Genomic DNA, 12170 nt, shown 5'->3' with positions numbered 1-12170 from the left:
TTACTTGCCTGTTAGTTGTTTAAATACTTCTTCGAGAGAGTACTTCTCGCGTTGTAAGCCCAATAAGGTAAGTTGGTTCGATTTGGCAAATTCAAATACCGCTTCGCGAATATCTTCGTTGCCTGTGGCGGTGAGTTGCCATATTTTCCCTTCTTGTTGGGCTTGCTTTACACCTTTTATTTTTAAGAGTGTTTCGCGATGCACGGTTTGCTTAAACTCGGCAGTAACCACCATTTCATTATTGAGTTTAGACTGGAGTTCCGAAGCCGTATCATCTGCTACAATTTTGCCTCGGTTGATAATTACTACACGGTCGGCAACGGCCTGCACCTCCTGCATAATATGCGAAGAAAAGATTACGGTTTTGTCTTCACCCAATTGCTTAATAAGTGCGCGGATTTCGATTAGCTGGTTGGGGTCTAAACCGCTGGTTGGTTCATCTAAAATAAGCACTTCGGGATTGTGCAGCATGGCTTGTGCCAGCCCTACCCGCTGTTTGTAACCTTTAGAGAGTTGCCCTATTTTTTTCTTTTGTTCTTGCGATAAGCCTGTAATGCCAATCATTTCTGCAATACGTTTTTTGGGTTGAGCAAGGTGGTAGAGTGCGGCACAAAACTCTAAATACTCTTTTACATACATTTCGGTATAGAGCGGATTGCTTTCGGGCAGGTAGCCAATATGTTTTTTAAGTTCGGGATTGTCGTTAGAAACGTTGATGCCGTTTACAGATACTGTGCCCGATGTTTGAGGCAAAAAGCCGGTAATTATTTTCATGGTGGTGCTTTTGCCTGCACCGTTTGGGCCTAAAAATCCAAGTATTTCGCCCTTTTTTACTTCAAACGATATAGTATCTACGGCTTTTTGTTCGCCATAAATTTTGGTTAAATCTTTAACTATTACCGACATTTTTCAATTTACTTTCAGCGCGAACCTATCGAATAATTTTTAGATGCAACTTGCGTTTAAGAATAAACATCTTTATTTTTAGAACCAATAAACTGTTTGAAGATGAAAACGGCCGATTTTCTTTCTGATAATGAAATTATTGATGGCTGCCTTCGTGGCGACCGCAAGTTTCAAAAAGCACTATACGATAAGTTTTCGGGCAAAATGTTTGCAGTTTGTTTGCGCTATGCAGCAGATGTGAGCAAAGCCGAAGATTTAATGCAAGATGGCTTTATTAAAGTTTTTCGCAACATCGAAAAATTTCGCAGAGAAGGCTCGTTTGAAGGCTGGATTCGCAGAATATTTGTAAACTCTTGTATTGAAAGTTTTCGCAGAAATACCACTTTATACGCCATTCAGGAAACCAATGTTAAGAGTATGGAATACAACGATACCAGTGCATTGGAAAAACTGAAAGTAGAAGATTTAATGCGCATGGTGAGTGAACTTTCTACCGGGTATAGAACGGTATTTAACCTATATGCTATCGAAGGATATTCGCATAAAGAAATTGGTGAAATGCTGAATATCTCGGAAGGTACATCGAAATCGCAGTTGGCACGGGCACGTTATTTATTGCAACAAAAAATTGCCGAAACATCTAAAAGCCTGTTAAGCGTGGCTAAGTAATGCAACTTTATTATTACCAATACGTCTAATTGTAGTGAAGATAAACTGAAGAGTACTATGGAAAATAATTTTGACAAACACATAAAAGAGCAATTGGAACGAGCCGAGGCGGCTCCATCCAAGGATCTTTGGGCTAAATTGGAAGGCAAGTTAGACGCCTTCGAAAAACCGATTGAAGTGCCTGCTTCTTCCAATAAACTGTTTTGGAATTATGGTATAGCTGCTGCGGTTACTTCGGTGGCTGCGGTGTTATCGTTTTTATTTTGGAATAATGGCACTGCCACTCACGGTATTCCACAAGCTAAATTGCCTGCACAAAAGGCCAACATTGTTATTGGTGAAGAAATGAAACCAACTGTAGAAGTGGTAACAGTTGCAGCCATTGCTCCAGCCACACAGTCGGCAGCAAAAACAGTAAAAAGAACTCCGGTAAAGGTTGAAACAAAAATAGAAAGTGAACCATTGCTTGCAGAAAGCAGCGATGCCAAACATACAGATGAAGAATTTCAAATTCCTGTGTATTCCTTAAAGTTGAATGCAAAAAAGTTATCGCCTTCGCTGAATGAAAGAATTACGATTATTTCAGGTGAGCCTAAAAATGTGGAGGTAGATGAAACCTTAAATCAAAAGCAGGTGTTAATTCATCAGCGCTTGCAACTCATAAATAAAAACAAGCATCCTATAGCTATATATCCTAGTAAGGAATAAATTTTTGTTTGCTTTTGGCTTTTTGAAGTAAGTCCCGTTTCTAACCGATACGGGACTTTTTATTTTCCAAAAACCTTACACTTTTCTTTCGATTGTAAAGTGAATTAAATTGGTAATAGCTTTTTTAATTTCACTATCGGGATATGGTTGCAGAATAGCTAATGCTTCGTTGCGGTATTGCAGCATTTTTTGCTTGGCATACTCCATGCCGCCAGCTTGCTGCACTTGCTCAATTACCCAGCGTACTTTTTTGGGATTGGTGTTTTCATTTTTTACAATTCCAATAATGGCTTTGCGGGTTTTAGTATCGGTTTTGTTGAGTGTGTAAATGAGCGGCAAAGTCATTTTTCTCTCTTTAATATCAATGCCGCGCGGCTTGCCAATTTCGGCCTCTTCGTAATCAAAGAGGTCGTCTTTAATTTGAAATGCAATACCGATTTTTTCGCCCAGCAAGCGTGCGTTTTCAATATGGCTTTCGTCTTGTGTTACGGTTGCAGCACCGCAAGCGCAGGCCGATGCAATAAGCGATGCCGTTTTCTTTTGAATAATTTCAAAATAAATAGCTTCTTGAATATCTAATTTTCTTGCCTTCTCTAATTGTAGTAATTCGCCTTCGCTCATTTCGCGAATGGTGTTACTTAAAATTTGGAGTATTCTAAACTGTTTATTGTCTATACTTAGCAGCAAACCTTTTGCCAATAAATAATCGCCTACGAGTACGGCAATTTTATTTTTCCATAAAGCATTTATAGAGAAAAAGCCTCTGCGTTGGTAACTATCGTCCACCACATCATCGTGTACTAAAGTTGCTGTGTGTAAGATTTCTACCAACGATGCTGCAACATAAGTAGAGTCGGTAGTAGTGCCATGCAGCTTTGCCGATAAGAATACAAACATGGGGCGCATTTGCTTGCCTTTGCGGCTTACGATATAGTGCATAATGCGGTCGAGCAGCGGAGTGTTGGAGCGCATGGCATCGCGAAACTTTTCTTCGAATAAGTTAAGCTCTGCGGTAATTGGTTTCTTTATTTCTTCTAATGAAAGCGACATGGTTAGCGGTGCGAATATGCAAAACAGTTCAGGTTAGGAAGTCTGATTTTTCTCATTGTGCATTTTATCGTAAAATTTCCGTTGCCCGCGAATATTCATCCAAATAAGAATGCAGAATAAGCCGCAAAAGAAAGGAAAATAAACCCTGTGGTCGAAAGTTTGTAAGGTGATAAAGTTGTATATGGTAACTATAAAAGCCGCTATAAAGGCTGTAATCCATGCTTTTTCAAATAGTTGTAAAATTTTCATTGCAGTATTTTTGGTTTACACTCCGCTGGGGCAATTCTTGCAACAAACCTACACAAATTTCTTATCACCATTATTAAGCAGGTGATACTTACAAACTATTTACAATAGCTATAGATTAGATATGTATATTTGGTTTTTTCTTTTTGAGTGTAGATTTTACATTTTTAAATTTTGATGTATTTAAAATTGTGATAATCAGCAGCTTAAATAGTTTGCATTTATTCGATTATATTTGCCATTCATTTTTAAATAAATATGCTTAACATAGTTCTTTTTGGCCCTCCGGGAAGTGGCAAGGGCACACAAGCTCAAAACATTATTCAGCAATATAATTTAGTACACCTCTCTACCGGAGATATGTTGCGTGCAGAAATTGCTGCACAAACAACTTTGGGATTAGAAGCCAAAATGCTTATGGATAAAGGAGAGTTGGTGCCGGATAGTGTGGTAATTGGTATGATAGAAGCTAAATTGGCAGCCAACACTGGTGCAAAAGGTTTTGTATTTGATGGCTTCCCGCGCACGGTAGCGCAGGCTTCGGCTTTAGACGATTTGCTAGAAAAATACAAGGCTCCAATAAAAGTGGTACTTTCTTTGGTGGTAAGCGAAGAAGAGCTTACGCGCAGAATTTTAGAGCGCGGTAAAACCAGCGGCAGAGCAGACGATCAAAATGAATCGATAGTGCGCAACCGTGTGGTAGAGTATAGAACCAAAACAGAACCTTTGGCAACTTTTTATGCCGCACAAAGCAAGTTGGTGAACATTGCGGGCGAAGGCTCTATAGATGAAATTTTTGCTTTGTTGCAAACTGAAATAAACAAGCACGCTTAGTATATAAGCTGTTGAAATATTCCCAATGGAGAACTTTATTGATTATGTAAAAATTTGTTGCCGCAGCGGAAAGGGCGGTGCAGGAAGTTCTCATTTTAGAAGAGAAAAATTTGTGGCACGCGGTGGTCCCGATGGGGGCGATGGCGGCAGAGGCGGGCATATTATCTTGCGTGGCAATAAACAGCTTTGGACACTACTCCATTTAAAATACAGAAAGCATATAATTGCCGAGGATGGAACCAATGGCGCAAAACAGCTTTGCACCGGTAAAAATGGTGGAGATGAAATTTTGGAAGTGCCGCTCGGTACGGTTGCCAAGGATGCCGAAACTGGTGAGGTGGCTGTGGAAATAACTGAAGATGGGCAGGAATTTATTTTGGTAAGTGGCGGCAGAGGCGGCAAGGGCAATAACTTTTTTAAGTCGGCAACCAACCAAGCTCCCACACATGCCCAACCGGGCGAACCCGGAAAGGAGGAATGGAAAATTTTGGAACTAAAGTTATTGGCAGATGTGGGCTTGGTGGGTTTTCCTAATGCCGGAAAATCTACATTGCTTTCGGTGGTGAGTGCCGCCAAACCCGAAATTGCAGATTACCCGTTTACTACGTTAGCACCTAATTTAGGGATGGTGAGCTATCGTGGAAAGTACAGTTTTGTAATGGCAGATATTCCGGGAATTATAGAAGGGGCTTCTGCCGGGAAGGGCTTGGGTATTCGCTTTTTAAGGCATATAGAGCGCAATGCATGTTTGTTGTTTTTAGTTCCTTTCGATTCGCAAAATATAGTTGCCCAATACAAAATTCTATTAAACGAGTTAAAAGAATACAATCCCGAATTACTTACAAAAAAGCGCTTGTTGGGTATATCAAAATGCGATTTGGCCGATGCCGAGTTGCTACAATTGGTAGAGGCAGATATTAAGCAGCAGTTAGGAAAAAAGGACAGTACAGAATTTGTTTTCTTCTCAGCAGCAACAGGCTTGGGTATTGAAAAACTTAAAGACAAGTTGTGGGCATTGATGGAAGATGATATGTAGTGTAATTGCCTGTAGTACACTTTCTTGTTTCACTATTTTATTTCGGCTAAAAACAGTGTTATGTCATTATAGCATTGCATGGCATTTGGGTGCATACATGGCAGGTTAAAGAAGCCATGAAAGAGTTCTTGATATTCTTTGTATTTGGTACGCACCTTAGCTTCAGATAATTGTTTGTAGTAGTTGAAGCCATCGTCTAGTAAAGGGTCGTATTGTGCGGTAATAATAAAGGCAGGGGGCAGCCCTTCAAAATTTTTTTCATAGCAGGGCGAAATTTCGGGGAGGCAGCGTTCTTCTTCTTTAGGTACATACAGTTGTTGAAACCAATGCATGGTTTCTTTTTCAAGCATGTAGCCTTCTCCATTTCGGTTAATAGAAGGGTTGTGGAGCTTGCCATCTATCCAAGGATAAATAAGAATTTGGGCTTTAATTGGTATGTTATCTTTTAAGCATCGGTGTGCCATACATGCGGCTAAGTTGCCTCCGGCACTGTCGCCTGCAACTACTATATCTTTTGGGTTTCCTCCATATTGCTGTATGTTGTTTATTACCCATTGCAATGCTTCAAAAGCATCTTGGTGTGCGGAGGGAAATACGTATTCGGGGGCTAAGCGATAATCTACGGATACTACTATGGCATTGGTGTTTAAGCACAACCTTCGGCAAACATTATCGTGGGAATTTAATCCGTAGAGAGCAAAGCCGCCTCCGTGGTAAAATACTATTACGCGCTGGCGGTTATGCGAAGCGTGTTTGTAAATCCGAACGGGTACTTGGTTGGCAAGGGTGTTTTCTACCTGCGTAATGGTAATTTTCTTATCGAAAAATAGTGTGCCAAGGTGAGCGGCACGCTCGGCTTTTTTGCGTATGGCAATAATGTTTTTGGGGTCTTTACCTTGCAGTGGTTTTCGCAATTGGGCAAAGAGTAAAACGAGCTTTATTTTCCAGTTCATATAAACTGTTTTTGTTCTCTATTTAGTTGCCAGCCACATCTCCGGATCTATTTTTTCTTTGCCGCGCCAAATTTCTACATGCACTTTTGTAAGGTTATCATCGGAGTCGCTTACTAATTTTCCGAGCGATTGTTTGGTGCTAATTTTTTGTCCGGTTTTTACACTGGCATTTTCAATGTTGGAGTATACGGTAAAATACTCACCATGTTTTACAATAATGCAAGTGTTGGTAGTAGGTAATGAAAATACGCTTACTACAGTGCCGTTGAACATTGCCCTGGCTTCGCTGCCTTCAATTGTTTTTATATCTACTCCGTTGTTTTCTATAAATACACCTTTAAGTGTTGGGTGTTCGCGCTTGCCGAATCCAGAAATGATATGCCCGCGCGAAACAGGCCAAGGCAGTTTGCCTCTATTGCTGGAAAAATCGTTGCTGAGTGCTTGCTCTTCGGGAGTGAGTGGAATGGGGTCGTAGTCTTTTTTATCGGTAGTAGTGGTAGTTGAAGGTGGTCTTTTTTCATTAGCTTTTATTCGAGCCAAGCGTATTTCTTCGGCAATAATGGCTTCGATACGTTTGTTGAGGTTGCGTACGGCTTGTTGTTTTTGTTGAAACTGTTTACGCAGGGTTTTTTCTTGGTCGCTTAGTTTGGCAACCATATTGCTTTGGTCGCGCTTTTCGCGCATAAGCTCTTGTTGTTGTTTGTTTTCTTCGGAAAAGACTTGTAATTGCTCATTTTTTTCGCTTTCCAAAATTTTCTTTTTTACTTCTAGGTTGTCAATTTCTGTTTGCAATTGTTTGGCTTGTATGCGCCTAAAATCTGCTACTCTTTTTAGAATTTTATAGCGCTGCACTGCATCGTGAAAAGAAGAAGAAGAAACTATAAAAAGTAGTTCGCTTTGTACGGTAAGGTTTTTGTATGCTTTGCGGAGCATATCGGCATACTGCCTTTTCATTTCGGCAACACGCTGGTTTTGTTGGGTAATATCGCGTTGCGTAGATTTAATGTTGCCGTTAATTTCGGAGAGTTGTGAACGTAGGTTGTTTATGAGTTTTTCGCGCGATTTTATTTTTGCCAAGAGCGATTCGAGTTCACCTATACTTCTTTTTTTCTTTTGGGAGGTAGATTCAATAATGGCTTCAATTTCTTTTATTTCTTGTTGCAGCCTTTTCATTTGCTGCTGCATTTCTTCTTTGCGTTTTTGGCTGCTGCTGTTTTGTGCAAAAGTAGGTGTGGGGGCAAGGATGAGAAGTAATAATGCAAGGTGTGCTACATGTTGTAGTTGGGCAAGTAGAGTACTAATTTTTCTTGTAGCTTTCATTTACTTCAAAAGGAAACGTTAGCGGTTCGTTTATGGTGTATCGCTGTACCTCCATTTCTATATTCATTTGCTGGGGGCCGCGGTTCACCTTTATATTTCTTTCGAAAGGAAAGAGTTTTTCGCCAATGTTTCTGTAGTTGCCAAATGTAAGGCGTAAATCCTGCTTTACTCGTTGGTCTGCCAACATAATTTCGCGTGTTGTATAGTTTTGTTGAAGCACGGTTATGGTTTGGCGCAGTGCTGCATTTTGCAACTGTAGTATGGCAAAAGAATCGGTGTGGAATATGCGCTCGGTAGCTTGCTGTAAGGGTACTGGCGAAGCGAGTAAAAGACTTTGCAGCATTTGCAGGTTGGTGTTGAGCGGAACTACTTCGTTTAGAAAAGAAATGGGGCGTGCGGTGTATTCTTTGCTAAGTTTATTGAGTAAAAAAAAGGAATCGCGGGTTATGGCAAGGCGAGCACCTTCTATACCCATAGCTCCGGTGAGCGATACCCAAACCATACTGTCTTTTTTTATGCGAATGTTGGTGTTGAACTGTTGGCGGTTACTGCCATCGTCATACACAGTTTTGCAACGCAGCGAGAGTAGGGTGTAATCTATTTGACCATCATTTATTTTCTGTAAGAGCGTATCGAATACGGCATGCGAAACTACATTTTCTGTAGTGCTTGGGTATGGAGTTTCGGTGGCTGTTTTTTTTACTTTACAAGCTGGAAATAGCAATAGTAGCGCTATATACGCGCTAAGTGTTTGCTTGGCAAGCAGTTGATGCAAAATGAATGACAGCCGCATTTTTTACAGAATTACTTTGCGTTTTAGTTCAAAGTTTTGGCCTAAATATACTCTGCGTACCATTTCGTCTGAAGCTAAATCTTCGGCACTGCCTTGTTTTAGTATTTTGCCTTCAAACAAAAGATAGGCGCGATCGGTAATAGAGAGCGTTTCTTGTACGTTGTGGTCGGTAATAAGTATGCCGATGTTTTTTTCTTTAAGTTTTGCTACAATGCGTTGAATATCTTCTACGGCAATGGGATCTATACCGGCAAATGGTTCATCGAGCAAAATAAACTTGGGCGCAGTGGCAAGTGCACGGGCTATTTCTGTTCTTCTTCTTTCGCCTCCGCTTAGTACATTGCCCATACTTTTGCGCACACGGTTTAATCCAAATTCGGCTAGTAAACTTTCTAGTTTTTCTTTTTGTTGCGATTTAGAAAGTTCGGTCATTTCCAATACAGCAGCTATATTGTCTTCTACACTTAAATTTCTAAATACACTTGCCTCTTGCGGCAAATAGCCCACGCCATTTTTGGCTCTTTTGTACATGGGCATTTCGATAATGTTTTGTTCGCTTAAAAATATTTTGCCGCTATCGGGTTTTATTAAGCCAACGGTCATATAAAACGAAGTGGTTTTTCCGGCTCCGTTTGGGCCAAGTAAACCCACAATTTCGCCCTGTTTTACCTCAAAGCAAACTTCGTTTACTACACGCCTTCCTTTATATGCCTTTACTAAATTTTCTGCCTTTAAAACAATCATGTACCGGAGTTGGTTGTGAGCGTGAATGTAAAACATGCAGTCATAAATTGCCGATAAATGGTGCGGGTGTTAATTCTTTTTGTGAAGCACTTTGGCTAGCCCAATAAATAAACTAAGCCGGCAAAACCAATGAGCGATCCGCAACCTGCCAACCCATAAAGGCTTACATAAAAGGCGGTTTCGTGGGAACTAAAGAAAAAATTGCAGGCAAGACCGGCCATGCATAATATGCCGCCAATCAATAAAAGAGGAAGTCCAATTTTACGTTGGCGCTCGTAATAGCCATTACGCACTTGCTCCACTGTGCTTTTTGCCAATTGCTCGTCTATGCCGGATTCTACCAATTGTTGAAGAATCTGCTGAAAGGATTTTCCCTTTTTGTAAAGTGTAAGAATTTCGCTGGATGATAAGCTGTGTTCCATTTGTCTTTTTTCGGTTTATACTACACCGAATATAGTTTTATTATCGAAAAGGTAGATGTGTATTCAGTTTTGTGGAAACCGAAGTATGTAGGGTATGGCAGGTTGTACTTTTTATAGCGCAATTTTTTATTGAATGTAGGAGGGAAATTTTAAGGCAAATTATTTTAGTGTAGGTTTGCGAGGCATGAAGCAAATCCTTGTTTGGTGGACTTTAGTAATTGCAGGCTTTCAACTTTCGGCTCAAAGTATGGTTGCTGCAACAAACTACAATATATCGCTATCGCAAAACGGCTTAAACTCTGTATGTGTGTATGCACCGCAATTGCCTGTTGCAGAGGTTTCATTAACCATTAGATCGGGTTCTATTTATGAACGGCAGGAGCAGCGAGGATTGGCAAACTTGCTGCACGAAGTAATTGCAGGTAAAATAAATACCAGTTTACAATCGGGTAAGTATCCAAATATCCGCTTTAGTTCCGAAGCAGGTGTAGAAGTAACTACTTTCAGGTTTAAAACTATTCACTCGGAGTTGCAGCGCTTACTCGATTTTATTGCCCAGCATGTGGTAAAGCAAAAGTTTGTGGATGAAGAAGTAAGAGCAGCCATAGATGCTACCAACACTAAGCGTATTGAGTTTAACACAGGAGAGCAGCACATTGTGAAGCGAACAATGCAGCAGCAACTCTTTAAATTCGATTTAGACAAGGTGAATGTATGGGGCGATTCTGCCACTACTGCCAATTATACGGTGATAGATGTAGATTCATTTTACAGACTGTATTATTCTCCGGTGGCATCCACCATTTTAATTCAGTCGAATTATCAACCCTATTCATTGCTTACCATGTTAGAGCGCAGTTTCAACTCATGGCTAAAAGTAGAATTCAATCCCGATGAGTTTACAAAAATTAGAAGTGTAAAACCGCTTATCTATAGTACGCAGCATCCGCTTTTTACCAGCCCGAGTGAACCTAAAATTACACTATCTACATTATCTTTTGGAGGTAGAAACTACACGCATGGAAGCTATTACTCCTTCTTGCTGAATGCCCTGCTGAACGATACTACACAGCCGATTTTTAAAGAACTGAAAGAGGAAACAGGTGTAAGGAAAATTCAGGCAAGTTATGAAGTAGATAACTACTATGGAATTTTTAGTATAACCGTATATCCTCCAGAGGGAAGGCACCAAGAAGTATATGATTTGTTGCGGAAAAGCATTACAGAAATTCATCGCTACATAGATGAAAATTCAGTAGCAGCAGCCAAGAAAAAATTTGCCAAAGAATATGCAGATTTTAAAGGCACTTCACCCTATTTTAATGAAAGCGTAAGGCACTTTTTTTCTAACTCTACCGAGTACTTCGAAACACTTAACGACAGTGTGCAATCCATAAAAACTGCACAGTTTCTGCGCAATGTGTACACCGATTTTTGCAATGCAAATTTTGCAGCCATTGCAGAAATAGACAGCACGCACTATTCCAACGAACAATATAATAGTTGGTTTGCCACCATAGATGAAAGCATTGGCGATGAAAAATTTACATACCGTAAAAATATTTGCGAGGTGGAAGGCGATGCCAATACACAGTTGCTAAATCGCCTATTGCAATGGTTAAAAGTAAACCCCGATATGCAATGCCAAATCAATGGAAAGGCAGATAGGGGCGAGTTCGATAAATTTAAAGATGAAGCGGTATGGGCTTTTATAGATACCATAGAAACTTTTAGAAAATACAAGCCGGATTTGTTGAAAACAGGCATTATGCGCCCCGAGCTGTTGCGCTCACTCAAAATACTGAGAGCACTTTCGGAAGGCGGTATTGCACTTGAAAGATTGAAAGGAACGGCTATAACGCTAGGTTCAAAAACTAAGGAAGAAGAAGCCGATAACCGTTCGGCAACTATTACACTCACTCGTTTAAAAAATCGCTTACCTATTCGCGATATTCGATTATTTGGAAAATAAAAAATATGAATTCAAAAACACCTTCGGAGTCTAAGATAATTATGACCGAAATCGTTTTGCCAAACGATACCAATGCACTACACAATCTGCGCGGTGGAAAAATTCTTCACTGGATGGATATTGCCTCTGCCATTGCTGCCGGAAAGCATGCAAATGCAGTAGTGGTAACAGCTTCGGTAGATAATGTGAGTTTTGAGAACCCAATTAAATTGGGCGATGTGGTAACTATAACTGCTAAAGTTACACGCGTTTTTAATACTTCGCTCGAAACACATATTGAAGTATGGGCAGAAAATTTGCCATCGCAAACACGCTATCGCTGCAACGAGGCTTACTATACTTTTGTGGCATTAGATAGTAATGGAAGACCCAAAAAAGTAAATGCCATATTGCCGGAAAGCGAAGAAGAGCAAAAGCAATTTGAAAGTGCGCTTCGCAGGAGGGAGTTAAGATTGGTATTGGCCGGAAGAATGAAACCTGCCGATGCTAAAGAATTGAAGGCGCTGTTTGCATAAGT

At 40.3% G+C, this 12170-nt stretch carries 14 protein-coding genes; 6 read left to right on the top strand and 8 right to left on the bottom strand.

Going from position 1 to position 12170, the window contains the following annotated elements:
- Positions 1-906 (bottom strand): gliding motility-associated ABC transporter ATP-binding subunit GldA, encoded by a 906-nt coding sequence (gldA, locus tag KF872_07380; protein MBX2903364.1) that lies wholly within the window; start codon positions 904-906, stop codon positions 1-3.
- 102 nt (positions 907-1008) lie between these two features.
- Here gldA and KF872_07375 point away from each other — a divergent pair, with 102 nt between their 5' ends.
- Complete coding sequence (locus KF872_07375) at positions 1009-1575, top strand: RNA polymerase sigma factor (protein MBX2903363.1); 567 nt, start codon at positions 1009-1011, stop codon at positions 1573-1575.
- Between the two features lie 57 nt (positions 1576-1632).
- The gene (locus tag KF872_07370; GenBank protein MBX2903362.1) at positions 1633-2283 is read left to right on the top strand and encodes a hypothetical protein; all 651 of its coding nucleotides are present in this window, start codon (positions 1633-1635) and stop codon (positions 2281-2283) included.
- 75 nt (positions 2284-2358) lie between these two features.
- Here KF872_07370 and KF872_07365 read toward each other — a convergent pair whose 3' ends face one another.
- Both KF872_07365 and KF872_07360 read right to left on the bottom strand, forming a co-directional pair.
- Positions 2359-3333, bottom strand: a complete 975-nt coding sequence (locus tag KF872_07365) for a polyprenyl synthetase family protein (protein ID MBX2903361.1) — start codon at positions 3331-3333, stop codon at positions 2359-2361.
- Positions 3334-3366: 33 nt separating this feature from the next.
- On the bottom strand, positions 3367-3582 hold the full coding sequence (locus tag KF872_07360; protein MBX2903360.1) for a hypothetical protein: 216 nt from the start codon (positions 3580-3582) through the stop codon (positions 3367-3369).
- Positions 3583-3837: 255 nt separating this feature from the next.
- On the opposite strand from KF872_07360, the gene KF872_07355 reads away from it, so the two are divergent.
- Together KF872_07355 and obgE are read left to right on the top strand one after the other, a co-directional pair.
- Positions 3838-4413: an adenylate kinase gene (locus KF872_07355; protein ID MBX2903359.1), complete on the top strand. Its 576-nt coding sequence runs from the start codon at positions 3838-3840 to the stop codon at positions 4411-4413.
- Between the two features lie 25 nt (positions 4414-4438).
- Positions 4439-5449 carry a GTPase ObgE gene (gene obgE / locus KF872_07350; protein MBX2903358.1) on the top strand — a complete coding sequence of 337 codons (1011 nt, stop codon included), beginning with the start codon at positions 4439-4441 and terminating at the stop codon, positions 5447-5449.
- Positions 5450-5481: 32 nt separating this feature from the next.
- Here obgE and KF872_07345 read toward each other — a convergent pair whose 3' ends face one another.
- From KF872_07345 to KF872_07325, 5 genes are all read right to left on the bottom strand, one after another.
- On the bottom strand, positions 5482-6402 hold the full coding sequence (locus KF872_07345) for an alpha/beta hydrolase (GenBank protein MBX2903357.1): 921 nt from the start codon (positions 6400-6402) through the stop codon (positions 5482-5484).
- 18 nt (positions 6403-6420) lie between these two features.
- Positions 6421-7722: a peptidoglycan DD-metalloendopeptidase family protein gene (locus tag KF872_07340; protein MBX2903356.1), complete on the bottom strand. Its 1302-nt coding sequence runs from the start codon at positions 7720-7722 to the stop codon at positions 6421-6423.
- Positions 7700-8515 carry a DUF4292 domain-containing protein gene (locus KF872_07335; GenBank protein MBX2903355.1) on the bottom strand — a complete coding sequence of 272 codons (816 nt, stop codon included), beginning with the start codon at positions 8513-8515 and terminating at the stop codon, positions 7700-7702. The genes KF872_07340 and KF872_07335 overlap by 23 nt, the downstream gene beginning before the upstream one ends.
- A gap of 3 nt (positions 8516-8518) precedes the next feature.
- On the bottom strand, positions 8519-9259 hold the full coding sequence (gene lptB, locus KF872_07330) for an LPS export ABC transporter ATP-binding protein (protein ID MBX2903354.1): 741 nt from the start codon (positions 9257-9259) through the stop codon (positions 8519-8521).
- A gap of 95 nt (positions 9260-9354) precedes the next feature.
- Positions 9355-9681 carry a hypothetical protein gene (locus KF872_07325; protein ID MBX2903353.1) on the bottom strand — a complete coding sequence of 109 codons (327 nt, stop codon included), beginning with the start codon at positions 9679-9681 and terminating at the stop codon, positions 9355-9357.
- Between the two features lie 184 nt (positions 9682-9865).
- Between KF872_07325 and KF872_07320 the strand changes: the two genes are divergently transcribed.
- Positions 9866-11653, top strand: coding sequence for an insulinase family protein (locus tag KF872_07320; protein ID MBX2903352.1), 1788 nt, complete (start codon positions 9866-9868; stop codon positions 11651-11653).
- Between the two features lie 5 nt (positions 11654-11658).
- Positions 11659-12168: an acyl-CoA thioesterase gene (locus KF872_07315; GenBank protein MBX2903351.1), complete on the top strand. Its 510-nt coding sequence runs from the start codon at positions 11659-11661 to the stop codon at positions 12166-12168.
- The last annotated feature ends 2 nt before the right edge of the window (positions 12169-12170 follow it).

The sequence above is a fragment of the Chitinophagales bacterium genome, from assembly GCA_019638515.1.
Taxonomy (GTDB): domain Bacteria; phylum Bacteroidota; class Bacteroidia; order Chitinophagales; family LD1; genus UBA7692.
The sequence above is the reverse complement of the archived record's forward strand: the minus strand, read 5'-3'. Positions and strand labels throughout refer to the sequence as shown.

Excerpts from the sequence above, each read along its gene's own strand:
- gldA (MBX2903364.1), bottom strand. The coding sequence starts at position 906 with ATGTCGGTAATAGTTAAAGATTTAACCAAAATTTATGGCGAACAAAAA.
- KF872_07375 (MBX2903363.1), top strand. The coding sequence starts at position 1,009 with ATGAAAACGGCCGATTTTCTTTCTGATAATGAAATTATTGATGGCTGC.
- KF872_07370 (MBX2903362.1), top strand. The coding sequence starts at position 1,633 with ATGGAAAATAATTTTGACAAACACATAAAAGAGCAATTGGAACGAGCC.
- KF872_07365 (MBX2903361.1), bottom strand. The coding sequence starts at position 3,333 with ATGTCGCTTTCATTAGAAGAAATAAAGAAACCAATTACCGCAGAGCTT.
- KF872_07360 (MBX2903360.1), bottom strand. The coding sequence starts at position 3,582 with ATGAAAATTTTACAACTATTTGAAAAAGCATGGATTACAGCCTTTATA.
- KF872_07355 (MBX2903359.1), top strand. The coding sequence starts at position 3,838 with ATGCTTAACATAGTTCTTTTTGGCCCTCCGGGAAGTGGCAAGGGCACA.
- obgE (MBX2903358.1), top strand. The coding sequence starts at position 4,439 with ATGGAGAACTTTATTGATTATGTAAAAATTTGTTGCCGCAGCGGAAAG.
- KF872_07345 (MBX2903357.1), bottom strand. The coding sequence starts at position 6,402 with ATGAACTGGAAAATAAAGCTCGTTTTACTCTTTGCCCAATTGCGAAAA.
- KF872_07340 (MBX2903356.1), bottom strand. The coding sequence starts at position 7,722 with ATGAAAGCTACAAGAAAAATTAGTACTCTACTTGCCCAACTACAACAT.
- KF872_07335 (MBX2903355.1), bottom strand. The coding sequence starts at position 8,515 with ATGCGGCTGTCATTCATTTTGCATCAACTGCTTGCCAAGCAAACACTT.
- lptB (MBX2903354.1), bottom strand. The coding sequence starts at position 9,259 with ATGATTGTTTTAAAGGCAGAAAATTTAGTAAAGGCATATAAAGGAAGG.
- KF872_07325 (MBX2903353.1), bottom strand. The coding sequence starts at position 9,681 with ATGGAACACAGCTTATCATCCAGCGAAATTCTTACACTTTACAAAAAG.
- KF872_07320 (MBX2903352.1), top strand. The coding sequence starts at position 9,866 with ATGAAGCAAATCCTTGTTTGGTGGACTTTAGTAATTGCAGGCTTTCAA.
- KF872_07315 (MBX2903351.1), top strand. The coding sequence starts at position 11,659 with ATGAATTCAAAAACACCTTCGGAGTCTAAGATAATTATGACCGAAATC.